A 23,143-nucleotide genomic window follows, 5' to 3' on the forward strand; every position below is an offset into this window, starting at 1 on the left:
AAGGAGAGACTTGAACTCTCACACCTTGCGGCGCCAGAACCTAAATCTGGTGCGTCTACCAATTTCGCCACTTCCGCGTCTCGGTATCAAACGTCATTTATCAAATAAATAACGTTAAATAAATGGTGGCTACGACGGGATTTGAACCTGTGACCCCATCATTATGAGTGATGTGCTCTAACCAGCTGAGCTACGTAGCCATCTTTTCAGAGCGAGAAACTATAATACAATCTCGCTTTGAGTTCCAATAGTTTTTACACATTGAAACTTAAGGAATAATGGCAGGTCTACCTGGATTCGAACCAGGGAATGGCGGCATCAAAAGCCGCTGCCTTACCGCTTGGCGATAGACCTACAGCAGTCATACTTTAACAAAAAGTTTGACCTAATTATGGTGCGGAAGGAGAGACTTGAACTCTCACACCTTGCGGCGCCAGAACCTAAATCTGGTGCGTCTACCAATTTCGCCACTTCCGCATTTTTCCTAAAAACTCTAAAAAAGAGCGCTTAGGAAATGGTGGCTACGACGGGATTTGAACCTGTGACCCCATCATTATGAGTGATGTGCTCTAACCAGCTGAGCTACGTAGCCAAGACAATAGTGTTTTATTTGCTATTGTTATTCCCAGTGATGAATTGCCTTATCGCTGAGAACGGTGCGCATTATGCGGATATGGCCTCAGAGCGTCAATAGTTTTTTTGAATAAATTCTCTGAAATCAGCCGTTCGAGTTTTTTTTAAACAAAGAGCGCCGTTTCTGATCAAAAACGGGTGTTAAAGCGACAACTTTATTACTTTTAACTCGATACTATTTTTCAATCTTTGCGCAATATATAAACGATAAAAGCCAACACAAGGTTGGCTTTGTTATTCGGAGATAAGTTTAGACGTTAAAACGGAAGTGGATCACATCGCCATCTTTGACAATATAATCTTTTCCTTCTAGACGCCATTTACCCGCTTCTTTAGCGCCACTTTCTCCATTGTATTGGATAAAGTCATCGTAACCGACCACTTCAGCGCGAATGAAGCCACGTTCAAAGTCGGTATGGATTTTACCCGCCGCTTGCGGAGCGGTTGCACCAACAGGAATCGTCCAAGCACGAACTTCTTTGACACCTGCGGTAAAGTAAGTTTGTAAGTCCAGCAGTTCGTAACCAGAGCGAATGACTCGGTTTAATCCAGGTTCTTCAATACCTAAATCGGCTAAGAATTCATCACGTTCTGCATCTTCTAATTCAGACAATTCTGATTCAATTGCTGCACAGACAGCCACGACGGAGGCTTGTTCTTTTGCTGCGTGCTCACGAACCGCGTCGAGATAAGGGTTGTTTTCAAATCCCTCTTCATTGACGTTAGCAATATACATGGTGGGCTTAAGGGTTAGGAAGTTTAGGTAACCCACTGCCGCGAGTTCTTCTTTTGTCAGTGGTACTGAACGAGCTGAACCCCCTTCAGTCAGAACCGGTAATAGTTTTTCTAACACGGTCAGTTCGAACTTCGCGTCTTTATCTCCGCCTTTAGCACGTTTCGCTTGACGCTGAATTGCACGTTCGCAACTGTCTAGGTCGGCGAGAGCTAGCTCTAAGTTGATGACTTCAATGTCTTCAAGTGGTGATACTTTACCGGCTACGTGTACGATATTTTCATTCTCGAAACAACGTACGACATGGCCAATGGCATCGGTTTCTCTGATGTTGGCTAAGAATTTATTTCCTAAGCCTTCGCCTTTGGAAGCTCCAGCCACAAGGCCTGCAATATCCACAAATTCCATTGTCGTTGGTAGAACGCGTTGTGGATTAACAATTTTTGAAAGCGCATCAAGGCGCAGATCAGGAACCGGAACCACACCTGTGTTTGGTTCGATAGTACAAAACGGAAAGTTTGCCGCTTCAATACCTGCTTTTGTTAGTGCATTAAAAAGAGTGGATTTACCAACGTTAGGTAAACCGACAATGCCACATTTAAAACCCATGCTTTGTAACCTTATTCAGCTTTGAACGTGTGTAAGCGATTTTGCGCTTTTGTTAGGCCATCTTTGAGTAAAATATCTAGGCTGCGAACCGATTCATCGACCGCAGCTAGTATGCACTCTTGCTCTTTGCTGGGAGCTTTGCCTAGCACATAGCCTGCTACTTTATCTTTATGTCCCGGATGACCGATGCCAATTCGAAGACGGTAAAATTCTTTATTGTTGCCTAGTTTACTGATGGTGTCTTTTAAGCCATTGTGACCCCCATGTCCACCACCTTGCTTAAACTTGGCAATACCTGGAGGAAGATCAAGTTCATCATGCGCGATCATGATCTGCTCTGGATTGATTTGATAAAACTTCGCCATAGCGGCAACGGCTTTACCGGATAAGTTCATAAAAGTGGTGGGGATCAGTAAACGTAGATCTTCACCATTAACCATGATTCGACCCGTTAAACCAAAAAACTTTGGCTCATTTTTTAGTACGCAGTGGTGGACTCGAGCCAGCTCTTCTACCACCCATGCTCCGGCATTGTGCCGAGTATTTGCGTACTCTGGTCCCGGGTTGGCCAGTCCGACAAGTAATTTAATTGGTTGACTCAAGGCTAGGATCCCTTCGGAAACGAAAAAGCGCGGTATGATAGCATAGAAAAGCGCAATAGGGCGAGATAGCTCCCTATGTGGTCAGTGATGAAATAAAACGCCCCATCATTGATGAGGCGTTTTCACAGTAGTGAGTGTTATCGGACTGTTAGTTAAACATTGCCGAGATAGACTCTTCGTTGCTGATGCGACGAATCGCTTCCGCTAACATGCTAGAAAGCGTCAACTGAGAAACTTTTCCTGTTGCGGCCATTTCTTTTGATAAAGTGATGGAGTCAGTCACAATGACTTGATCAAGAACGGAGTTTTTGATGTTCTTAGCGGCATTACCAGAGAATACAGCATGCGTTGCATAAGCAAATACTCGCTTAGCTCCTCTTTCTTTAAGTGCTTCAGCCGCTTTACATAAAGTCCCACCAGTGTCGATCATGTCGTCGACAATCACACAGTCACGACCTTCTACATCACCGATTAAATTCATCACCTCAGACACGTTGGCACGAGGACGGCGCTTATCAACGATAGCAATATCAATGTCACCCAGTGCTTTTGCTGTTGCGCGAGCGCGAACGACGCCACCCAAATCTGGAGAAACGACAACAGGATCTTCTAAGCTACGCGCTTTCATATCTTCTAGTAGTACCGGGGTACCGAAAATATTGTCAACAGGGACATCGAAGAAGCCTTGTATTTGTTCTGCGTGTAGGTCAATGGTTAACACTCGGTCAACCCCAACGTTAGAAAGGAAATCTGCAACAACTTTTGCAGTAATCGGTACACGAGCAGAGCGCACTCGGCGATCTTGGCGGGCATAACCAAAATAAGGAATAACGGCAGTAATACGGCCTGCTGAAGCGCGGCGCATTGCGTCAATCATTACCACCAATTCCATTAGGTTGTCATTGGTTGGCGCACAGGTAGATTGAATAATAAATACATCGCTACCACGAACATTTTCGTTGATCTGCACTGCCACTTCTCCATCAGAGAAACGTGAAACAGTAGCATCACCAAGGGAGATGTATAGACGATCAGCAATACGTTGGGCTAGTTCAGGTGTGGCGTTACCAGCAAATAGCTTCATATCAGGCACGGTGGAAACCTCAGGGTTGCGTCCAGTTTTTAATTAGGTTGGGTGTGGGCTGATTGGTAGTCAGCCAGTGTCTCTTTTAGCGGTGATGTATTGCGCCCTTGGGCCACAAACGCTGAGACGTCGTCAGGGAGTCTGGCAAGGACAGCTTCTGCATCTTTCTTGCTCACAAACTCAGCAAAAACGCAAGACCCCGTCCCGGTCAATCTTGACGGCGCGTATTGTAGCAGCCATGAAAGTTGCTTATCAACCTCTGGGTAAAGCATTCGGACAATTTTTTCGCAATCGTTTTCGTATTCGGTGGCGAGAAGTGTCGTAAAATCACGCTTTGGCGTGTTTCTTGGCAAATTGGGATGAGTAAAAATATCTTTAGTGGCAATACTGACATTTGGACGGATGATCAAAAACCACTTCTCATCGAGCGCAACCGGATGCAGTTGTTCACCAATACCTTGAGCAAAGGCTGCGTTTCCATGAATGAATACTGGAACGTCAGCTCCTAGTGCCAATCCAATCTTGGCTAATTGTTCATCAGTTAAATTGGTTTTCCATAATGCGTTTAGAGCGACCAATACGGTTGCAGCGTTTGATGACCCACCACCAATACCTCCGCCCATCGGTAATCGTTTGGTGAGATGAATATGAGCGCCCTGTAAGCACCCAGTTTGTTTCTGGAGAGCTTTTGCTGCTTTCCAAATGAGGTTGTCTTGCTCAGCAACGCCAGGCAACTCTGGGGTGAGATGAATTATTCCATCGGAAGTGGGGGTAATGGTGAGCTCATCACCGTAGTCGATAAATTGAAACAGAGTTTGTAATTCGTGGTAACCATCGGGTCGTTGTCCGGTGATATAGAGAAAAAGATTCAGTTTAGCCGGAGAGGGCCAAGTTGTGGAGTGCGGGTTCATGGGGTTAACGTCCATTGCGAAATCACTAAATTGATGGAGGTCGTCTCTTGCGATAGCGTGAGTTTATCCGGTAAAGGTAGGCTCATTTGTTGCCATGGGTATTCACGATAATGTTGATAATTTACTCGCCAAGTCCGATGTTCAGCCGTTTTATCTAGCCAAGCCAGTGTATTATGGCGATTGAGTTCAAATTGATCGGCTTGGGACGGTAGCCCTAATATCCAATCTTGTAATAATTCAATGGGAATATCTAAGCCCGTCAACTGCTGAACCAATTGCTGAGCACTGGCTGCTCGATAGCGGCGATCATGAGTTTGAACCTCAGCTCCGTGTTCATTGATCGATAAGTTCAAGACGGTTTGTCCAAGAAAGGTGGTGAGCCTTAATTGGGTCCCTGTGAGGCTTTTTTGCCACTGAAAATTGAGTGACTGGCGCTGATCGGGTGAACGATAACCTAATTTACCCACCAACTGGAACTGTCTGATTTGCTCTAGCTGAGCCAGATGCGTTTGCCATTGGACATCACCGATCGGCTGCGAAATGGTGCTACAGCCAGTTAAGACAGCAATGAAAAAAAACAGCAGGAAAATACGTGGCTTAGTAGTCATGGTGTGCTCGTTATTTATCCATTCAATAGAGGTTAACTCGCCCGATTTTTAGCAACACTCTCGTTGGTTCTGCGAACGTTTATTCTCATCACAGCCATTCCATTATGTACATAGCGGCTTTTATTCGGATTGTTATCTGTCACTTTACGTGTTTTGAGTCTGAAAGTCGCGTTTACTATATCACTGATATCACGAACTCGGGAAAACAAATCCTGCTGGCTCTTTCAATAACTAGGTGCATCAAGTAAAATTCGTCGCTTAATCCATTTCTTACCTGAGAATCCTCGATAGATGTCCTTGCTTGCTATTGGTATCAATCACAATACGGCTTCGGTTGAGTTACGAGAAAAAGTGGCCTTTGGACCGGATAAGTTGTCTGAAGCGTTACGTGATCTCTCAAACCACCCTTATGTAAACGGGAGTGTGATCCTGTCTACTTGCAACCGTACCGAGCTTTACTGTGATGTAAAAGCGGCAAGTAAGAATAAATTAGTTGAATGGTTATCGCAGTTTCATCAGGTACACCCTGAAGAATTAAAACCCAGCTTATATATTCATGAAGAGCAAGCGGCGATTCGCCATTTAATGCGAGTGTCGTGTGGATTGGATTCACTGGTCTTGGGTGAGCCTCAGATACTGGGGCAGGTTAAGCAAGCTTATGCGGACTCTAAAGAGAGCCGCATGGTCGATTCAGCGTTAGAAAAGCTATTCCAAAAAGCGTTTTCCGTTGCGAAGCGTGTTCGTACTGAAACAGAAATTGGTGGGAGTGCCGTTTCTGTAGCCTATGCCGCGTGCACTTTAGCTAAACACATTTTTGAATCGCTTGCCGAGGCGACGGTGTTACTGGTTGGTGCTGGAGAGACAATTGAGCTGGTGGCAAAGCATTTGGCCAGTCATCGCTGTAAACGAATGATTGTTGCTAACCGAACCCTTGAGAGAGCAAAGGTGTTAGCGCAGGATTTTAATGCCGAAGTCATTACTCTTAATGAGATTCCTGACTACTTGGTCCATGCGGATATTGTCATCAGTTCAACAGCAAGCCCATTGCCCATTATCGGGAAAGGGATGGTAGAAAGCGCTCTTAAAGTTCGTCGTCACCAACCGATTTTGTTGATTGATATTGCGGTTCCTCGTGATATTGAACCTCAAGTTGGAGATTTGGATGATGCATATCTCTATTCAGTCGATGATTTGCAGTCGATCGTGGATAGCAATATACAGCAGCGGAAAATCGAGGCGATTCAAGCTGAAGTGATTGTGAGCGAAGAAAGCGCGGACTTTATGAGCTGGTTACGCTCCTTACAGGCCGTCGATAGCATTCGAGATTATCGCAAGGCTGCAAATGAGATTCGCGAAGATCTACTCGGCAAGAGTTTACAAGCGCTGGCGGCAGGGGGGGATCCTGAGAAGCTGCTGATCGAACTCAGTAATAAATTGACTAATAAACTCATTCACACTCCGACTCGGGCGTTGCAAATGGCCGCCGAGCAGGGGGAGCCAGCGAAACTGGCTATTATCAGACAAAGTTTGGGTCTTGATGACCCGCAATAATTCGTCATTCCTTACCTATTTTTATTAAAGAAGACACTATGAAAGCATCGATTTTAGTTAAGCTTGAATCTCTGGTGGAGCGCTATGAAGAAGTGCAACACTTATTGGGTGATCCAACCGTAATCGGTGATCAAGACAAGTTCCGTGCACTCTCTAAAGAGTATTCACAACTTGAAGAAATCACCCAATGTTTCCAAGCTTATCAGCAAGCTCAAGAAGACTTAGTCGCCGCCGAAGAGATGGCCAATGAAGACGATGCTGAAATGCGTGAAATGGCGCAAGAAGAAATTAAAGCAGCCAAAGCGGCGATTGAACGCTTAAGTGAGGATCTGCAAGTTCTTCTATTACCTAAAGATCCGAATGATGATCGGAACTGTTTCTTAGAAATTCGAGCTGGTGCTGGTGGTGATGAAGCCGGGATTTTTGCCGGCGATCTATTCCGTATGTATAGCCGATTTGCCGAGAAGAAAGGATGGCGAATTGAAGTGATGTCGGCCAGTGAAGCGGAGCATGGTGGTTATAAAGAGATGATTGCCAAAGTCAGTGGCGATGGTGCCTATGGTATTTTGAAATTTGAATCAGGCGGTCATCGCGTGCAACGGGTTCCGGCGACAGAATCTCAGGGGCGAGTACATACTTCAGCATGTACGGTTGCCGTGATGGCGGAAATTCCTGAAGCTGAAATTCCAGAAATTCGTTCAGTTGATCTTAAAATTGATACTTTCCGTTCATCGGGCGCGGGCGGTCAGCACGTTAACACGACCGATTCTGCCATTCGTATTACCCACTTACCAACCGGAATTGTGGTGGAATGTCAGGATGAACGTTCTCAGCATAAGAATAAAGCCAAAGCGATGTCTGTTTTGGCGGCTCGTATTGCTAAAGCAGAAGAAGAAAAGCGAGCGGCGGAAATTTCGGATACCCGACGTAACCTTTTAGGTTCAGGGGATCGCAGTGACCGCATTCGTACCTATAATTATCCACAAGGGCGAGTTTCAGATCATCGTATTAACTTAACCGTTTATCGATTAAGTGAAGTGATGGAAGGCGATCTACAAGCCTTGGTTGATCCGGTTATACAAGAGCATCAGGCCGATTTATTAGCGGCCTTGGCAGAGCAAAATTAACGGATGTCGATGAGTATTGAGGCGTTAGTCGCCTTAGCAAAAACACGCTTAGCCGAGAGCGGCAGCGACTCGCCGTCGCTTGATGCCACCGTATTACTTTGCCATGTGTTGCAAAAACCACGCTCTTATTTATTAACTTGGCCCGAAAAAATGCTCACACCTGAGCAGCGAGCCGAGTTTGATGCACTATTAACCCGACGCCTTAGCGGTGAGCCAGTGGCTTATATCATTGGTGAGCGAGAGTTTTGGTCATTGCCGCTCAAAGTGGCACCGTCTACGCTAATACCTCGCCCTGATACTGAACGTTTAGTGGAATTGGCTCTAGAAAAAGCAGAACAAATACCGGGTGACATCCTTGATCTTGGGACGGGAACCGGTGCCATAGCATTAGCATTGGCGTCTGAATTACCTTCTCGTCAAGTTATGGGGATCGATCTACGCCATGAAGCACACCAGTTGGCGATAGAAAATAGCCAACGTTTGCAGATTACCAATGTCACATTTTTGCAAGGTAGTTGGTTCTCCCCACTGGCAGACGGTATAAAGTTTGCTTTGATTGTCTCAAACCCACCCTATATTGAAGAACATGATCCCCATTTAATTCAGGGCGATGTTCGGTTTGAACCGAAAAGTGCATTAGTTGCTGCGGACAATGGGCTGGCTGATATCAAATATATCGCTAAAACTGCGAGAGAGTATTTATTAGCAGATGGATGGCTGCTTTTTGAACATGGTTATGACCAAGCTATCGCTGTTCAAGCGATTCTAAGAGAGTTAGGTTATCAATCTATTACAACAGAGCAAGACTATGCGGGTAATGATCGAGTGACCATCGCTCGATTTTGATTTTAAGAGGAAAATATGTACGAAGGACTCAAACATCTCCATTTATTGACGATTGCGCTCAGTGCTTTTTTATTGACGGTTCGTTATTTGCTTATGATGATGGACTCACCATGGTTACAGCATAAATTCCTCAAGGTTTTCCCTCATATCAATGATAGTTTACTCCTTGGTACAGGGATTGGTCTGATTGTGATCACCGGGTTTATTCCTTATACCTCGGCCGCGCCTTGGATGACAGACAAAGTAACCTGTGTCCTTGCTTATATCACTCTGGGCTTTTTTGCGCTCAAGTTTGGTCGAAATAAATTACTGCGCACCTTTGCTTTTCTTGGAGCGATGGGCTGGTTAGTGATGGCTGGGAAAGTGGCCATGAGTAAAGCCCCGATGTTTTTTAGTTAATTCCATAAGCTAGAGTAATACTATGTTGAACCTATTTGATGAAGATTTTGATGCGATGGAGCTGGTGGAAGGGGCTCTCGCTTTAAATAAAGCCATCAATCCAGAGACAAAAGTAGAATGGGCTCTGGCTGAGTTACGGACATTATTGCATCAGGCAAAAGAAACATTACCTACAGCTCTTGAACCGAAACAACGTTTTGCGGCGTTATTAGCACTGTTTTATCGTCAGTGGGGGTTTTGTGGTGATAAAGATGCTTATTTTGATTCACGAAATGGTTTTATGGATAAAGTGTTAGAGCGTCGCCAAGGGATTCCCGTCAGTTTGGGCGCTTTATTACTTTATTTTGCTCGACAGTTTGATTTTCCTGTTCGTGGTATTACCTTCCCAACTCAGTTTTTACTGGAAGTGTGCTGGCCCGAAGAAGAGCCTTTGTATCTTAATCCTTTTTCTGGAGAATATGTGTCTGCTCATATTCTTAATGCTTGGCTTGTGGGGCATCGGGGGCCATTAGCCCAGTTACAGCCAGAACATCTTACTCCAGCCGACCACCCAACGATTATTGGTCGCTGGTTAGCGTTGCTGAAAAGTGCGTTACTGCGGGAAGAGCGTTATACTTTGGCGTTGCGATGTACCAATTTAGCGTTAACGTTTGTGCCTGACGATCCGTATGAAATCCGCGATCGTGGCTTTATTTACCAACAGTTGGATTGCCATCAGGTTGCTCTCTCGGATTATCAATATTTTATTCAGCATTGCCCTGAAGATCCGGCGGCCGAACTGTTAAAGAATCAAATGAATGCACTCACTCATAACCCAGTGACGCTGCATTAATCACAACGAAGAGAAATTAAACATGGAACAAAAAATTGTTCACATCGGTGATATTCCGGTTGCTAACGATAAACCTTTCACACTATTTGCAGGGATGAACGTTTTGGAATCGCGCGATCTTGCGATGCAGATCTGCGAACACTATGTAAAAGTGACGGAAAAACTGGGTATCCCGTATGTCTTTAAAGCTTCGTTTGACAAAGCGAATCGCAGTTCAGTGCATTCCTATCGTGGCCCAGGTTTGGAAGAAGGTATGCGTATCTTCCAAGAATTAAAAGAGACGTTTGGTGTGAAAATCATTACTGATGTTCATACTGAAGCTCAAGCTCAGCCTGTTGCTGATGTGGTTGATGTTATCCAATTACCGGCGTTTCTTGCGCGTCAAACTGATTTAGTGGAAGCCATGGCAAAAACTGGGGCAGTAATTAATGTCAAGAAGCCTCAATTTATGAGCCCAGGTCAGGTGGGGAATATTGTTGAGAAGTTTGCCGAATGTGGCAATGATAAGATTATTCTCTGCGAACGAGGTTCGTGCCATGGCTACGATAACTTAGTGGTTGATATGCTGGGTTTCGGGGTCATGAAAAAAGCGTCAAAGGGCAGCCCTATTATTTTTGATGTCACTCATTCGCTACAAATGCGTGACCCATCAGGGGCGGCATCGGGTGGCCGCCGTGAGCAAACGGTTGAACTGGCTAAAGCTGGTCTCGCAACCGGTATTGCCGGGTTGTTTATTGAAGCGCACCCCAATCCAGATCAAGCACGATGCGATGGCCCTTCTGCATTACCACTCGATAAGTTAGAGCCTTTCTTGGCGCAGATGAAAAATTTAGATGACTTAATTAAGAGTTTTGCCCCGATCGATATTCGTTAATTGGGCATTACGAGGTAAAAACGAGTGAGGCTTCCTTACTCGTTTTTTATTTTTGGGTGATAAGGAGCGATGGATTATGACCCCTGCAATTAATTTGGCTAAGAAAAAGAAAGTGGCTCACACCATCCACCAATATGAGCACGATCCTAGCCATCCTAGCTATGGTTTAGAAGCCGCAGAAGCGCTTGGGCAAGATCCCAATACGGTATTTAAAACGCTCCTTTTTTGTTTGAATGGAGAAGAAAAAAATTTAGCGGTCGCGGTAATTCCTGTTGCGCAAAAGTTAAATTTAAAACTAGCTGCAAAAGCAGCCAAGGCAAAAAAAGCAGAAATGGCGAACCCTGAAATTGCGCAAAAAACGACGGGTTATGTGGTGGGGGGGATCAGCCCACTAGGGCAAAAAAAATTATTGCCGACGTTTATTCACAGCAGTGCTAAAAATTTACCAACCATTTGTGTCAGTGCGGGTAAACGAGGGTTAGAAATTGAATTGGCCCCCAATGAGTTAGCACTGCTCACCAGAGGCAATTTTGCCGATTTGTGCCAAGAATCTTAAAGGGAATACAAGGCGCAACTAGCAGCCGTCAGAACATTAATTATTATTGATGTTCTTCAATCTGAGTGTTATCCACCACCTGATTCTCACCAAGGTCATTAGGTAGAATCAGGTTTAAGATAATAGCAACAATACCGCATAGGCTGACCCCTTGCAGGCTAAAGTCGCCAATACCAAAGGCCATACCCCCAATACCAAATACGAGCGTAACGGCAACAATGACTAAGTTTCGAGATTTATGCAGGTCCACCTGATTTTTGATCAGGGTATTAAGCCCCACGGTTGCAATAGAACCAAACAGCAAAATCATAATCCCGCCCATAACAGGAATCGGAATGGTCTGTAGCAAGGCCCCTAGCTTACCAACTAGCGCTAAAATGATCGCCGTGATCGCAGCCCAAGTCATAATGACGGGGTTAAACGCTTTAGTCAGCATAACCGCGCCAGTGACTTCACTATAAGTGGTATTCGGTGGCGCTCCGACAAAGCTGGCTGCCATGGTTGCAATTCCGTCACCAGCAATCGTGCGATGTAGGCCCGGTTTTTTCAGGTAATCTTTTCCGGTGACATTGGAAATGGCGAGCATATCGCCCACATGCTCTACCGCAGGAGCAATGGCGACCGGAATCATAAATAAGATGGCATTAATATTAAACTCAGGGAAAGTGAAGTTAGGTAAAGCAAACCATGCCGCTTGTTGAACGGGGGCAAAACTGACCACACCAAAATAAAGCGAAGCGCTGTAACCTGCGGCAATACCTGCACAGATAGGAATCAGCTTTAAAAAGCCACGAGCAAAAACACTCATCCCTACGGTGACTAATAAGGAAATCGCAGAAATCCATAGGGCGGCTTGCGCATCGACCAACTGCACAGAACCATCACCAGTTCTTCCCAACGCCATATTGACAGCCGTAGGCGCAAGGCCTAAACCAATCACCATAATGACTGGGCCGACCACAACAGGGGGCAGTAATTTATGCACAATAGCAACGCCACGCACTTTGATGATTGCGCCCAGTAGAACATAAACCACACCGGCGGCCATTAGTCCTCCCATGGTTGCAGCAATTCCCCATGCTTGAACACCGTACATAATAGGAGCAATAAAAGCGAAGGAAGAGGCGAGGAAGATAGGGACTGAACGGCGGGTGATAAGTTGGAATAAAAGAGTACCGATACCGGCACCGAACAGTGCTACGTTAGGGTCGAGCCCAGTAAGCAATGGAACCAGAACCAACGCTCCAAATGCAACAAATAACATTTGTGCGCCTTGAATGGCATTTTTCATCGTATTTTCCCTGATGCTGAACAAAATTCGCGGGATTTTATCACTTTTGCAAACGATTGCCATGGAAAACAGATCAAACTTTTGCCATTCCGGTTTTCTTTGTAAGTAATCAAAAGTTGGAGAAAATTTGACAAGGGCGTGAGTGGGGTGCCTTGCTCGAAGGGGGATAGTTGCTTATCATCAATGCTTACTCGTGAGGAGATGGGAATACTATGCGCTATTTACTGTTGTTGGTTATGGGATTAATGAGCCTACCTGGGCTTGCTTCTTCTAAAGTTAACCTATATCAAGCTGAAGTTGTGATTGATGAGCAACAAAGTGATGCAGAAACCAACGCCAGAATGAGAGGTTTACAGGAAGTCATTATTCGTGCTTCCGGTGATAAGGACTCGGTTAATAATGAGGTTGTCCAAAAAGCATTACGGCAAAGCGCTCAATATTTAAATCAAATGAGTTATGGTCAGCAAGGAGGCAATAAAACCCTTAAAATGGCTTTCAGTGCTCCTCATGTCCGCACTTTATTGACTCAGGCTCAATTACCGTTTTGGCCAGAGACTCGAACCAACCTCTTAGTGTGGTTGATAGAAGAGTCAAACTATGACCGCCATATCAGTTGGGAACATTCAAATAGCGAATTAATGCAGCAACTGAAAAGTCGAGCTCAGCAGCGTGGGTTGCCATTAACCATGCCTGTTGGCGATTTTGATGATATTACTGGGATTCAAACCTCGGATTTATGGGGAGGTTTTACGCAACCTATCAGTTTTGCTAGTCAACGTTATCCGACCGATGCTGTTTTAGTGATACGAGTACAAGGAACACAGCTGCGTTGGACGCTGTATGATCAACCTGCTGAACAGATGTTAGCATCGCCGAAAAAACCATTGGTTGGCCAAGCCAGTGGTGCGCAAGCCATCACTACCTTGATTGATGAGATTAGCGACTATTATGCGCAGAAAGGAGGGGTATTGGTCAGCAGTGAATCTTCTCAAAAATTGTTGGCTGAATTTAAACCCGTTCGTAGTGCTCAAGCTTTCTTTGCCTTAGAAAGGGCACTGATGCGTTTAAGTTCTGTCGCTTCATTAGATGTCGTTAAAATTAAAGGGGATGAAGTCACCTTTAATGTACATTTATTGGCCGATGAAGATGGGTTTGTACAAGAAGTGTTACGAATGAAACAGATTACTCAACGAGCAGCCCCCGTGATGGAAAGCCCATTCACGTCGCCTTCTCAGCAAGAGGTATCAAGACCATCCCATTCATCAGAAACGGATGAGTCATCATCAGAGTGGGTTGAGCCCGATCTGCCCACAACGGCGCAGCCACAAGAGACAATGCTTTATTTTTCTTGGAAAGATTAGCCACGGATGACAGCGACTTGTAGAGGAAAAGGTAATGAACGAACACAGTGAGCAGACATGTTCATGTTGCAGTGACACGATGAGTAAAATTAATGAGCGCTTAACCATTAGCCCTCAAGAGTCACAAGCTATCTATCAGCACTTATCTCAATCGCTGACCTCAACGTCTTCATTGATGAGTGAAACACAATATTGGCTGATTAATGCCAAATTATTTGATGGTGAAACGTTAACGATCAAAGATAATGTGAGCCTGTTTATCGATGGAGATAAAATTGGCCAGATAGTCGTCGGGCAAGAAGCAAAGATTGAAGGGTATAAAACCTTAGACTGTCAAGGGTATACGCTAATGCCGGGTTTGATCGATGCGCATTGGCATTCTCTGTTATGTGCCATTACTAAGCCTCAAGCGATGATGGAAGAAATGACATATATTCATCTAGTGGCGGCGAAAGAGGCAAATAATACTTTAATGAGAGGGTTTACCACCATCAGAGATGCGGGGGGGCCTTGTTTTTCCTTGAAAAAAGCGATTGATCAACAGATATTTAATGGACCTCGGATTTACCCCTCGGGAGCGATGATCTCTCAAACCTCTGGTCATGCTGATTTTCGAATGGCTTCAGAATTATTTGCCTGCCACTCATTGAGCCGTATCGAACGTGAAGGCATCGCTTCAATTGCTGATGGAAATGATGCTGTTCTGAAGTCAGTTCGTGAACAGTTAATGCAAGGTGCTTCACAAATTAAGCTGATGGCAGGGGGCGGTGTCGCTTCACCTCATGATCATTTATTTACCAATCAATATACGGCGAATGAGCTTAAAACAGCAGTCGATGCCGCAAATGACTGGGGCACGTATGTCATGGTTCATGCTTATACAACACAAAGTATTCAGCGTGCGATCGAATGTGGTGTGCGTTGTATTGAGCATGGTCAGCTTTGTGATGAAGAAACTGCGCAGTTAATGGCCGAGCGCGATATTTGGTGGAGTTTACAGTCTTTCCTCGCGGATGAAGATGCCAATGTTTATCATGATGCAAATAACATTAATAAACAGCGGCTCGTTTCAGAGGGAACGGTACGAGCCTATGAGCTGGCAAAGAAATATAAGGTGAAGCTCGCTTGGGGAACGGATATTTTATTTACCCCTAGTAATCTGACTAAGCAAGGGAAAATGTTATCTAAGCTGACGCGTTTCTTTAAACCGTTAGAAGTATTGAGAATGGCAACCAGCAGTAATGGGCAATTGCTGAAACTATCTGGCCCCTGTGATCCTTACCCGGGGGAACTTGGAGTAATTAAAGAAAAGGCGCTGGCTGATTTGCTATTGGTTTCTGGTAATCTAAATAATGATATTAGTTTTTTAGAGGATCCTGAGAATAAGATTGCGGTGATTATTCAAGGTGGAAAAATTAAGAAACTGACTCTGTAAAATAGAAGATGGTTTAATAGTAAAACAGCCCCAGTTTTTGAACACTGGGGCTGTTTTATTTTGGTTACTTATCTCGATTAAATTGAGTTTTTTCTGCCCTTTCTACTTCGGAAAGTTTGGTTAATTTTAATCCCAGTTCTTTACCTCGCAGGCGCGCATAGAGCGTATTGCCAACAAAGGCACAACTGGTAAAAAGTAATTCTATCGCAGCCAACCAGCGTTCACCGTTATCGATATATAAAAGGGTAAACGCATGCAGAAAATACAGCATGAGCACAAAGTTTGCCCAAGCATGAGTGTAGGGTTTTCCTTTTATGATACCTGGCAACGGCAGTAATAAAGGCACAAGCCAACCAATGGTGATCGCCACTGGCGAAATATGTGGGTGTGGAGACCAAATTAATTGCCAAAGTGCAATCCAAACTATTAGCGAGAGTATTCCCCCAAGTGCCAGCCAGCGTACCAAACGAGTTTGAGGGAGTTGGTGGGTTGTCATTATCTTTCCTTGAGTTGACGTGCAATCTGAGCAAGCCGTTGCCCAAGTTTTCGGGCTAATTCATTTTCATCACGAGTTAATTGTCCTGATGATGAAACATAGCTTGCTCCGTAAGGCGTTCCGCCAGAACGCGTTGTATGAAGTTTAGGCTCTGAATAGGGAATACCGACAATCAACATACCGTGATGGAGTAAAGGGAGCATCATGGTGTGTTGGGTTGTTTCTTGCCCACCATGTAAACTTGCCGAGCTGGTAAAAAGACAAGCGGGTTTATCGATGAGGTCTCCATTGAGCCATAACGGCGTCGTTTGATCCCAAAAATGCTTCAAGGGGGCGGCCATATTGCCAAACCACACCGGGCTACCAAGGGCTAAACCGTCACATTGTTGGAGTTCTTCCATCCTAATAATAGGATCACATGTTTGAACGAGGGTTTCATCTAGCGGTGCGACTGTGCGTAGTAAGGCCTCACAACCAGCAATTGACTCAATCCCTCTGGCTATCTGCCGAGCCAGAGCGAGTGTTCCTCCGTGGCGGCTATAATAGAGAACAACTAAACGTATACTCATAAAATTTCAAGAATTTGCTCTGGTGGCCGTCCATGTCTTGCTTGACCATTAGCGACAACGATTGGGCGCTCAATAAGTTTAGGATTTTCAGCCATAGCTTGAAAGAGAGCATCATCAGAGAGCGTTTCATCGGCAAGGTTAAGCGTTTGGTAAAGGGCTTCTTTGGTGCGCATCATACTACGGACATTGGGCAGACCAAGCTGACTATATAATTGCTTTAATTGGTCAACATTAGGTGGGGTTTCTAAGTATTTAATAATGGTTGGCTGTATTTGTTGAGCTTCAAGCAATGCTAGTGTTTCTCTACTTTTAGAGCATTTAGGATTGTGATAAATGATGACAGACATAACTTTTCCTTTACGTGATTATTATAGTAATCGTGGTTAACATCCGATTATCGCGGATTATTTAAGTGATAAAAAGCGTTCTCTTTGTACCATGAGTTGATCAATTCTTGCATCATAACGGGCTTGCTCTAAGCTTCCTAATGAAGCCAATTGGCTGGCCTGAGTATAATATTGAATGGCTTTATTCCAGTTTGCCCCCAGGGCGAGAAGTTCGGCGCGAGCCGCCAACTCTTCGGGTTCATTGCCTTGATGATGATTAGCTTCAGCGAGCAAGTTCCACCCATTGCTATCATTGGGGTTGTCGTGGGTATAGCGTTGCAATAACCGGATTGCCTCAACATATTTCTCCCCTTTAAAAAGGGCATTGGCATTGTTAATGACTAACACTGGGTTATTCGGCTTTTGTTGAAGCGCCTGCGCCAGAAGTTGCAGCGCTTCATTGACTCGCTCCGTTTCGATGAGTAAATCGGTCATCGTATCAAGGTAGAAATTGTTGTCAGGATGGCTTTTTAATAGCGTTTGTAATAGCGGCTCCGCTTTTTTGTACTGTTTCGTATCGAGATAAACCAAAGCTTTACCATAATCAAAAGCATCATTAATGCTTTCTTGCGATTTTTTCTGGGTGCGGGTAAACCAATCTAAGGCGGCATCACTGCTGATTCCAGCATAACGGGCAACGACTCGGGAGCGAGCTAGATGATAATTGAGTGAGGGTGAGACTCGAACATCCGGATATTGTTGAGCTCTTGCTCGGCTATCGGTGATGCGATCTTCGGGCAATGGGTGAGTGAGAAGCATGGGTGGGGGCGTGCTAGCATAACGGTATTCATCGGCTAGGCGACCAAAAAAACGAGGCATAGCCTGAACATCAAACCCAGCTTTGGCTAAGGTTGCAATACCAAAGCGATCCGCCTCTTTTTCATTACTTCGAGTGTAGTTGATTTGGCTTTGCATACTGCCTGCGGTTGTCGCAGTGATCGCCGCAATACCGGCTTGTGGAGCGGCAATGGCCAGTAATAGTGACCCCGCTAATGCCGCGATGGTGGCTGGTGAGCGGCGCGCTTGCTCTTCCATACTTCGTGCTAAATGACGCTGTGTCACATGCGCGATTTCATGCGCCATAACAGAAGCCAACTCACTTTCTGATTGAGCATGGAGCAGTAAACCGGAATGCAGAGCAATATAACCGCCAAAAAAGGCAAACGCATTGATGTTTCGATCTCGGATCATAAAAAAGGTGAACGGAGTTTTAACATCATCCGCATTAGCGACTAACCGGTGGCCTAGTGTATCGATGTACTCATTGATGACAGGATCGTTAATGATGGGCTTACTGCTTCTTAGCATTCGCATATAAGCATCACCATAAATGCGTTCTTGATCTATGGTTAATGTTGAACCTGCAACCGTGCCAATATCCGGTAATTCAATACTATCGACTCTTGACACATCCGCATAAGAGAGCGATGGAAGGCTTAGCGTTGCCACTAAGCAAAGGCTAATTAGTGAACGTGACCGTTTTATTATCATAACTGTGTGGGAAACTCCGAACTCATCTTTCACTAAGACCATGCCTTGTTCGATAGGTTTCGCTCGTTGTTTTTCAAAGTAAACACAACGAATCGTTACCACGAGAAAATAATGGCACCCAGAGCAAAAGCCGATACAATGTGGCATTCCCAAGTGACCTCAATACATTGAGTTGCGTAAGATGTTTCGTTCGATATGTTGAGATGACTCGGATATGCCTATATTAAGGATTGAGCTGAAGAATGGAACCCAATATTCTCGATTTACGCCAACATCGATGCCCAATGACACTTTTGCTTGCGAAACGTCACATCTTAATACTTGATCACACGCAAAGTACCATTATTCTAATCAGCGACATCAGCTCGGTTCGTGATATTCAATCTTATATACAGCAACAGGGGTTCATCAGTAAGTGCCAACCTGTGGCTGATTATTTCTCGCTTTATGTTTCAAAGGAGACTCCTCTCGATGTTTGAAATGCTGAATCGTTGGTATCAACGACGTTTCTCCGATCCCCATGCCGTCAGTTTGGTGGCGATTCTTTTCTTTGGTTTCATTACCATCTATTTCTTCGGCCACTTAATTGCCCCTTTATTGGTCGCATTGGTGCTGGCTTATCTGTTGGAGTGGCCCGTTGTTCAATTATGCCGATTAACCATTCCTCGTACCGCCTCGGTTGTGCTGGTTATTTTACTGTTTATCGGGCTCATGTTTTTGGCGATATTTGGATTGGTTCCAACAATTTGGCAGCAAGTTGTTAACTTAATCAATGACATACCAAACATGTACAATGGGCTTCAACTCTTTATTGCTAGCCTTCCTGAACGTTATCCTGAATTAGCCAACTTACAGATTGTCGAATCATTGATTAATAACGCTAAAAATCAAGCGCTTAGCGTGGGTGAGTCGGTAGTAAAAGGTTCTCTGGCTTCACTGGTGAGTTTAGCAACCTTAGCGGTGTATTTGATTTTGGTGCCTATGTTGGTGTTTTTCTTACTCAAAGATAAGCAGGAAATGCTGAATGTTGCCAGTGGACTTTTGCCAAGAAATCGCAAACTAGCCACCAAAGTATGGGTGGAGATGAACCAACAAATCTCGAATTATATTCGTGGTAAGGTACTAGAAATTCTTATCGTGGGTGGGGTAAGTTACGTCACGTTTGCTATTTTAGAACTGCGCTATTCCGCTTTGCTTGCCGTTGCGGTTGGCTTTTCTGTACTCATTCCTTACATCGGTGCGGCAGCTGTCACTATTCCTGTTGCGATTGTGGGCTTGTTCCAATGGGGAATGACCCCGCCTTTTTACACATTACTGATCGCTTATACGATCATCCAAGTGCTGGACGGTAATGTTTTGGTTCCTGTTCTTTTCTCTGAAGCTGTGAATTTGCATCCTATGTCGATCATCGTTGCTGTGTTGGTTTTTGGTGGCTTGTGGGGGTTTTGGGGCGTCTTTTTTGCTATTCCGCTTGCGACACTGGTTAAAGCGGTTTGGCACGCCTTGCCTAGCAATGATGAAAATGTTTCCCCTACGGAATAATGTGAGGAAGAGGGCGTAATCATCAACTAAAGTATTTAAGACGATCACTGAAGTTTTCATTTGGCTTGTCGATATAGAAATCATAACAATAAAAATATGGAATAAAAGTCGAGGGAAATTATGAAATTTAGTCAAAAAATTGTAGCCGCTTCATCTGCGCTTTTACTGGTTATTGTGGTGCTTTTGTCTTTACAACAATTAGCAACGGTACGTTCTGAAGTTCAATCTTTAGTTCAAAATAGCTTAAAAGAGATGGTATTAGGGGTTAAAAATACCATCTCATCAGAAATGAGCAGTAAAAAAGGCTTAGCCAAAGCGATGACCGAAAGTCTGGAGTTGGATCCGACCAATCGACAATATGTACAGGATGTTTTAGAAAAACCGACCCTTAAAGGCAGTTTTTTATCGATCGGGCTTGGCTATGAAGCCGATGGTTCGATGATTGAAAATGATGATAATTGGAGCCCAGACAGCAGTTATGATCCACGACAGCGCCCATGGTATACCGGAGCGAAAAATCAGCAATCGCTAATCGTGACCGCTCCATATGTTGATGCGGCAACAAAAAACATGATCATCTCAATTGGTACCCCTGTACGCTCTGGGGGACAGTTTATTGGTTCAATGTTTTATGATCTCGAGCTGACAAAACTTGCCACATTGGTCAACGGTATTAACTTATTTGATGCTGGGTATCTATTTATTGTCACCGCGGAAGGGACGACGATAGCTCATCCTGATGTGAATAATAATGGGCAGCCCCTTTCTAGCTATCTTCCACAAATTACGCTCAGTGAAGGGATTCAACAGATTGAATTAGAGGGGCAACCTCACCTTGCTTACTTTAGTCAAGTTCCTAATGAAAATTGGTATGTTGGGGCGGTCATCGATGAGTCTTTAGCGTTTTCTACGCTGTCTACGTTACGAAACAGCTCGATTATCTACACCTTAATTGGCGTGATTTTAAGTGTGATTGGCCTGAGCGTGTTGATTAAAGTTCTTATGCGTCCGCTTGGGTTATTAAATGATGCGATTCAGGATATGGCTTCAGGGCAAGGGGATTTGACGAAACGTTTAAACACCAATACTGATAAAGAGTTTGCTGAGCTTGCATACGGATTTAACGCATTTACCGAAACTTTGCAAAAACAGATTCAGCAATCTAAAGCGATTGGTGAAGAAATTATGCGAGGAGCGGAGCAAACCATGTCTAGTGTTGGGGGCTCTTCGGCGGCAATGCGCGATCAACTGCAAGAGTTAGAGCAACTGGCAACAGCGATGCATGAAATGTCAGTAACCGCAACGGAGGTTGCCAATAATGCTCAAGGTGCCGCTTCGGCAGCAAAAGAGGCCGATGAGGCGACACAAGAAGGTTCATTAGTCGTTAGTGATACTACGCAGTCGATTGACCGTTTATCAGCACACATTGAAATGGCCGTTGAAGAAGTACGAGGCCTAGAATCGGCAACTGCGAATATCGAAACCATTTTGAAAGTGATTAATGATATTGCTGACCAAACGAACTTACTTGCGCTTAATGCGGCGATTGAAGCGGCTCGAGCGGGAGAGTCTGGGAGAGGTTTTGCGGTAGTGGCCGATGAGGTCAGAACGTTGGCTCAACGAACTCAGCAATCGACAACCGAAATTCGTACCATGATTGAGCAGCTACAGGTTGGCTCCAACTCTGTATCGGTGGCGATGAATGAAAGTAAAACCACGGCGGAAGATGCCGTCGCTAAAGCTCAGTTGGCAGATGCCGCATTGCAGCGTATTCGCAATGCGATTCAGCAGATCAGCGATATGAACTTACAGATAGCCTCTGCTGCTGAACAGCAAAGCTTGGTTGCGGAAGAAATCAATAACAATACGGTTAAGATTAAAGATCTATCGACTCAAGTATCAGAATCGGCAGAAGAAGCGAATATTGCGATGCAGGTTCAGGCTGAAAATGTTCGTGAACAAGATGCCATTCTCAGTAAATTTACGGTTTAATAATGTGATGGTGAGCAGGCCCTAGATGCTTCACTGAGCATGCTAATCTAAAAAGCCATCCTCACTAGTGGGATGGCTTTTCTGAATAGGGGGAAACCTTATCCATCAGAAGGCGAATTCATGGAGACCACTGGTTATGAATGTTGGGCAAGGTAGTCTAAAACGACTTGGTGGTGATCTTTTGTTTTAAATTTGTCAAATACCTGCTCAATGATACCTTGTTCATTGATTAAAAAACTGATGCGATGTAAACCATCATAGGTTTTTCCCATAAATTTTTTCTCTCCCCATACGCCGAATTGTTCGGCGACGTGGTGATCTTCATCTGACAATAGCGTGAAGTTAAGGTTGTCGCGTGCGATAAATTTACCAAGTCGTGCAACTGGGTCGATACTGACACCTAAGACGACAATATTATAGTTATCTAATTCAGCTTTGCTGTCTCGTAACCCTTGAGCTTGTACGGTGCAGCCAGGAGTCATGGCTTTAGGATAAAAATAGAGCAGCACTTTTTTATCGCTAAAGTCGGCAAGAGAAACGGTTTTTCCATCTTGATCTTGAAGTGAAAAGGTGGGTGCCGGCGAACCTGCTTTTAATGTATTCATGGTCATTCCTTTCCTTTTATTGGCTGTTTTTTATAAAGTTTAATGCACCTCGAACGTCTAAGTGCAGACACAGAGTGTCGAAGTCTTCTTGCAACTGCATTAAATTACACTCACCATTAACTTGAGCGGTGATCGCAATATGAAAGTGATCCGTTTCCGTGCCTAATTTGGATTTGTGGATGGTTTGTGCACTGAGCGATGCCATCCCTATGTGGCGTTCGGCAAAAAACTGGGTAAATTTTTCGGTCAACCCCAGTTTGTCATCAGATTCCACATACACTTCAACGGTGTAAGTACTTGCTTGCTGGTTATGTGGTGAGGTGCGTTTCATCATAGTGATTAACTCCTGCTCTTGGCCCAACAATGGCAGGGTTGTTTCAACTCGGGTAATACTGTTAGCTTTTCCCGATACCAGCATTATTAATGTGAATTCATTGCCAAACAGTGCAATGCGGCTGTCAACAATATTACAGCCTGCCTGAGTAACCAGTTGGACGACTTGGTTACAGATTCCGGCTCTATCTGAGCCGATGGCGGTGATCACAAGATGTTGAGTCATAAGGTCGCTTCACTTGATGTTTTCGTGCATGTTAACACAGTTATGAAATGA

Annotated in this window: 24 protein-coding genes and 4 tRNA genes; 12 read left to right on the forward strand and 16 right to left on the reverse strand. The window is 44.6% G+C overall.

The window, feature by feature from the left end:
- Window positions 1–123: 123 nt before the first annotated feature.
- From EXA13_RS15185 to lolB, 9 genes are all read right to left on the reverse strand, one after another.
- Window positions 124–200 (reverse strand) — tRNA-Met (locus EXA13_RS15185).
- A gap of 79 nt (window positions 201–279) precedes the next feature.
- Window positions 280–354, reverse strand: a tRNA-Gln gene (locus EXA13_RS15190).
- A gap of 38 nt (window positions 355–392) precedes the next feature.
- Window positions 393–477: transfer RNA gene (locus tag EXA13_RS15195), tRNA-Leu, on the reverse strand.
- Window positions 478–515: 38 nt separating this feature from the next.
- Window positions 516–592: transfer RNA gene (locus EXA13_RS15200), tRNA-Met, on the reverse strand.
- A gap of 291 nt (window positions 593–883) precedes the next feature.
- Window positions 884–1,975, reverse strand: a complete 1,092-nt coding sequence (gene ychF / locus EXA13_RS15205) for a redox-regulated ATPase YchF (protein WP_238133910.1) — start codon at window positions 1,973–1,975, stop codon at window positions 884–886.
- 11 nt (window positions 1,976–1,986) lie between these two features.
- Window positions 1,987–2,577, reverse strand: coding sequence for an aminoacyl-tRNA hydrolase (gene pth, locus EXA13_RS15210; protein ID WP_238133911.1), 591 nt, complete (start codon window positions 2,575–2,577; stop codon window positions 1,987–1,989).
- Between the two features lie 148 nt (window positions 2,578–2,725).
- Window positions 2,726–3,670 (reverse strand): ribose-phosphate pyrophosphokinase, encoded by a 945-nt coding sequence (locus tag EXA13_RS15215; protein ID WP_238133912.1) that lies wholly within the window; start codon window positions 3,668–3,670, stop codon window positions 2,726–2,728.
- A gap of 29 nt (window positions 3,671–3,699) precedes the next feature.
- Entirely contained in the window at window positions 3,700–4,587 is an 888-nt protein-coding gene (gene ispE / locus EXA13_RS15220; protein ID WP_430794496.1) for a 4-(cytidine 5'-diphospho)-2-C-methyl-D-erythritol kinase, read from the reverse strand.
- Window positions 4,569–5,180 (reverse strand): lipoprotein insertase outer membrane protein LolB, encoded by a 612-nt coding sequence (gene lolB / locus EXA13_RS15225; protein WP_238133913.1) that lies wholly within the window; start codon window positions 5,178–5,180, stop codon window positions 4,569–4,571. Before lolB ends, ispE begins: the two co-directional genes overlap by 19 nt.
- A gap of 291 nt (window positions 5,181–5,471) precedes the next feature.
- Here lolB and hemA point away from each other — a divergent pair, with 291 nt between their 5' ends.
- The 7 genes from hemA (at window position 5,472) to ybaK (ending at window position 11,365) form a co-directional block, all read left to right on the forward strand.
- Window positions 5,472–6,731 carry a glutamyl-tRNA reductase gene (hemA, locus tag EXA13_RS15230; protein ID WP_238133914.1) on the forward strand — a complete coding sequence of 420 codons (1,260 nt, stop codon included), beginning with the start codon at window positions 5,472–5,474 and terminating at the stop codon, window positions 6,729–6,731.
- Window positions 6,732–6,769: 38 nt separating this feature from the next.
- Entirely contained in the window at window positions 6,770–7,858 is a 1,089-nt protein-coding gene (prfA, locus tag EXA13_RS15235; RefSeq protein ID WP_238133915.1) for a peptide chain release factor 1, read from the forward strand.
- A 3-nt stretch (window positions 7,859–7,861) separates the two neighbouring features.
- On the forward strand, window positions 7,862–8,704 hold the full coding sequence (prmC, locus tag EXA13_RS15240) for a peptide chain release factor N(5)-glutamine methyltransferase (RefSeq protein ID WP_238133916.1): 843 nt from the start codon (window positions 7,862–7,864) through the stop codon (window positions 8,702–8,704).
- Between the two features lie 15 nt (window positions 8,705–8,719).
- Window positions 8,720–9,103 (forward strand): SirB2 family protein, encoded by a 384-nt coding sequence (locus tag EXA13_RS15245; RefSeq protein ID WP_238133917.1) that lies wholly within the window; start codon window positions 8,720–8,722, stop codon window positions 9,101–9,103.
- 22 nt (window positions 9,104–9,125) lie between these two features.
- Window positions 9,126–9,935, forward strand: coding sequence for a SirB1 family protein (locus tag EXA13_RS15250; RefSeq protein WP_238133918.1), 810 nt, complete (start codon window positions 9,126–9,128; stop codon window positions 9,933–9,935).
- 22 nt (window positions 9,936–9,957) lie between these two features.
- A complete protein-coding gene (gene kdsA / locus EXA13_RS15255; protein WP_238133919.1) occupies window positions 9,958–10,809 on the forward strand; it encodes a 3-deoxy-8-phosphooctulonate synthase in 852 nt (283 codons plus the stop codon).
- 76 nt (window positions 10,810–10,885) lie between these two features.
- A complete protein-coding gene (gene ybaK, locus EXA13_RS15260) occupies window positions 10,886–11,365 on the forward strand; it encodes a Cys-tRNA(Pro) deacylase (protein ID WP_238133920.1) in 480 nt (159 codons plus the stop codon).
- Between the two features lie 43 nt (window positions 11,366–11,408).
- Here the strand turns inward: ybaK and EXA13_RS15265 are convergent, their stop codons facing one another.
- Window positions 11,409–12,656: a uracil-xanthine permease family protein gene (locus EXA13_RS15265; protein WP_238133921.1), complete on the reverse strand. Its 1,248-nt coding sequence runs from the start codon at window positions 12,654–12,656 to the stop codon at window positions 11,409–11,411.
- A gap of 212 nt (window positions 12,657–12,868) precedes the next feature.
- Here EXA13_RS15265 and EXA13_RS15270 point away from each other — a divergent pair, with 212 nt between their 5' ends.
- Both EXA13_RS15270 and EXA13_RS15275 read left to right on the forward strand, forming a co-directional pair.
- Window positions 12,869–14,017 (forward strand): DUF2066 domain-containing protein, encoded by a 1,149-nt coding sequence (locus tag EXA13_RS15270; protein WP_238133922.1) that lies wholly within the window; start codon window positions 12,869–12,871, stop codon window positions 14,015–14,017.
- 34 nt (window positions 14,018–14,051) lie between these two features.
- A complete protein-coding gene (locus EXA13_RS15275) occupies window positions 14,052–15,452 on the forward strand; it encodes a metal-dependent hydrolase family protein (protein ID WP_238133923.1) in 1,401 nt (466 codons plus the stop codon).
- 64 nt (window positions 15,453–15,516) lie between these two features.
- Here EXA13_RS15275 and EXA13_RS15280 read toward each other — a convergent pair whose 3' ends face one another.
- The 4 genes from EXA13_RS15280 to EXA13_RS15295 are packed head-to-tail and all read right to left on the reverse strand — an operon-like array spanning window position 15,517 to window position 18,394.
- Window positions 15,517–15,948 (reverse strand): DUF2069 domain-containing protein, encoded by a 432-nt coding sequence (locus tag EXA13_RS15280; protein WP_238133924.1) that lies wholly within the window; start codon window positions 15,946–15,948, stop codon window positions 15,517–15,519.
- The gene (gene wrbA, locus EXA13_RS15285; protein WP_238133925.1) at window positions 15,948–16,517 is read right to left on the reverse strand and encodes an NAD(P)H:quinone oxidoreductase; all 570 of its coding nucleotides are present in this window, start codon (window positions 16,515–16,517) and stop codon (window positions 15,948–15,950) included. The genes EXA13_RS15280 and wrbA overlap by 1 nt, the downstream gene beginning before the upstream one ends.
- Window positions 16,514–16,864: an arsenate reductase (glutaredoxin) gene (arsC, locus tag EXA13_RS15290; protein ID WP_238133926.1), complete on the reverse strand. Its 351-nt coding sequence runs from the start codon at window positions 16,862–16,864 to the stop codon at window positions 16,514–16,516. Before arsC ends, wrbA begins: the two co-directional genes overlap by 4 nt.
- 57 nt (window positions 16,865–16,921) lie before the next feature.
- Window positions 16,922–18,394, reverse strand: a complete 1,473-nt coding sequence (locus EXA13_RS15295) for a beta-barrel assembly-enhancing protease (RefSeq protein WP_430794497.1) — start codon at window positions 18,392–18,394, stop codon at window positions 16,922–16,924.
- 242 nt (window positions 18,395–18,636) lie between these two features.
- Here EXA13_RS15295 and EXA13_RS15300 point away from each other — a divergent pair, with 242 nt between their 5' ends.
- The 3 genes from EXA13_RS15300 (at window position 18,637) to EXA13_RS15310 (ending at window position 21,928) form a co-directional block, all read left to right on the forward strand.
- The gene (locus EXA13_RS15300; protein ID WP_238133927.1) at window positions 18,637–18,873 is read left to right on the forward strand and encodes a sulfurtransferase TusA family protein; all 237 of its coding nucleotides are present in this window, start codon (window positions 18,637–18,639) and stop codon (window positions 18,871–18,873) included.
- On the forward strand, window positions 18,866–19,936 hold the full coding sequence (locus tag EXA13_RS15305) for an AI-2E family transporter (protein ID WP_238133928.1): 1,071 nt from the start codon (window positions 18,866–18,868) through the stop codon (window positions 19,934–19,936). Before EXA13_RS15300 ends, EXA13_RS15305 begins: the two co-directional genes overlap by 8 nt.
- 120 nt (window positions 19,937–20,056) lie before the next feature.
- A complete protein-coding gene (locus tag EXA13_RS15310) occupies window positions 20,057–21,928 on the forward strand; it encodes a methyl-accepting chemotaxis protein (protein ID WP_238133929.1) in 1,872 nt (623 codons plus the stop codon).
- Window positions 21,929–22,062: 134 nt separating this feature from the next.
- Here the strand turns inward: EXA13_RS15310 and bcp are convergent, their stop codons facing one another.
- Together bcp and EXA13_RS15320 are read right to left on the reverse strand one after the other, a co-directional pair.
- Window positions 22,063–22,533, reverse strand: coding sequence for a thioredoxin-dependent thiol peroxidase (gene bcp, locus EXA13_RS15315; protein ID WP_238133930.1), 471 nt, complete (start codon window positions 22,531–22,533; stop codon window positions 22,063–22,065).
- A gap of 16 nt (window positions 22,534–22,549) precedes the next feature.
- Entirely contained in the window at window positions 22,550–23,092 is a 543-nt protein-coding gene (locus tag EXA13_RS15320) for a glycine cleavage system protein R (protein WP_238133931.1), read from the reverse strand.
- Between the last annotated feature and the right edge of the window lie 51 nt (window positions 23,093–23,143).

This window comes from Vibrio cincinnatiensis (assembly GCF_022113815.1).
Classification (GTDB): domain Bacteria; phylum Pseudomonadota; class Gammaproteobacteria; order Enterobacterales; family Vibrionaceae; genus Vibrio; species Vibrio cincinnatiensis_A.